This window comes from Arthrobacter sp. SAFR-023, assembly GCF_051965295.1.
Classification (GTDB): Bacteria; Actinomycetota; Actinomycetes; order Actinomycetales; family Micrococcaceae; genus Arthrobacter.
In genome coordinates this window covers 1-952 of record NZ_JBQCMF010000057.1, presented here as the reverse complement: position 1 = coordinate 952, position 952 = coordinate 1, and the positions used below count along the sequence as shown (strand labels likewise).

The 952-nt window shown below is 67.0% G+C and carries 1 protein-coding gene; it reads right to left on the bottom strand.

The annotated features are described in order from the left end of the window. On the bottom strand, positions 1 to 952 hold a 952-nt coding region (locus ACTHQX_RS21715; protein WP_440174674.1), incomplete at both ends, for a sugar phosphate isomerase/epimerase family protein.

Here is a 952-nt window from a genome sequence, read left to right as displayed (position 1 = left end):
GGGAAGTCGAACTTCTTCAGCGCGGCGAGGGCTTCGGGGGCGCCGTGGAGGCGGTCCATGCCGGCGTCTTCCCACTCAATGGAGATGGGGCCGGTGTAGCCGATCGCGGTGAGGGCCCGGAAGGAGGATTCCCAGGGGACGTCGCCGCGTCCTGCGGAGACGAAGTCCCAGCCGCGGCGCGGGTCGCCCCAGGGCAGGTGCGAGCCCATCACGGTGTTCCGGCCGGTGGGGCGGAGCTTGGTGTCCTTGCAGTCCACGTGGTAGATCCGGTCCTTGAAGTCCCAGATGAAGGAGACCGGGTCGATGCCCTGCCACATGAAGTGCGAGGGGTCCCAGTTCAGGCCGAACGCTTCGCGGTGCCCGATCGCTTCGAGAGTGCGGACGGTGGTCCAGTAGTCGTAGGCGATCTCGGAGGGGTGGACCTCGTGGGCGAAGCGGACGCCGCATTCGTCGAAGACGTCCAGGATGGGGTTCCAGCGGTCGGCGAAGTCCTGGTAGCCGGCGTCGATGACTTTTTCGGGGACGGGCGGGAACATGGCCACGTATTGCCAGATGGAGGAGCCGGTGAAGCCGACGACGGTGTCCACCCCGAGGGCCTTGGCGAGGCGGGCGGTGTGTTTCATTTCCTCGGCGGCGCGCTGCCGGACGCCTTCGGGGTCGCCGTCGCCCCAGACCTTGGACCCGACAATGGCTTCGTGGCGGAAGTCGATCGGGTCATCGCATACGGCCTGGCCCTTGAGGTGGTTGGAGATCGCCCAGACCTTGAGGTTGTATTTGTCCAGGATGGCGAGTTTGGATTCGACGTAGCCGGGTTCGTCCCAGCGCCAGGCGTCCAGGTGGTCGCCGGAGACGGCGATTTCCAGGCCGTCGTAGCCCCAGCCGGACGCGAGCTTGGCGACTTCCTCGAAGGGCAGGTCGGCCCACTGGCCGGTGAACAGGGTGTACGGGCGGG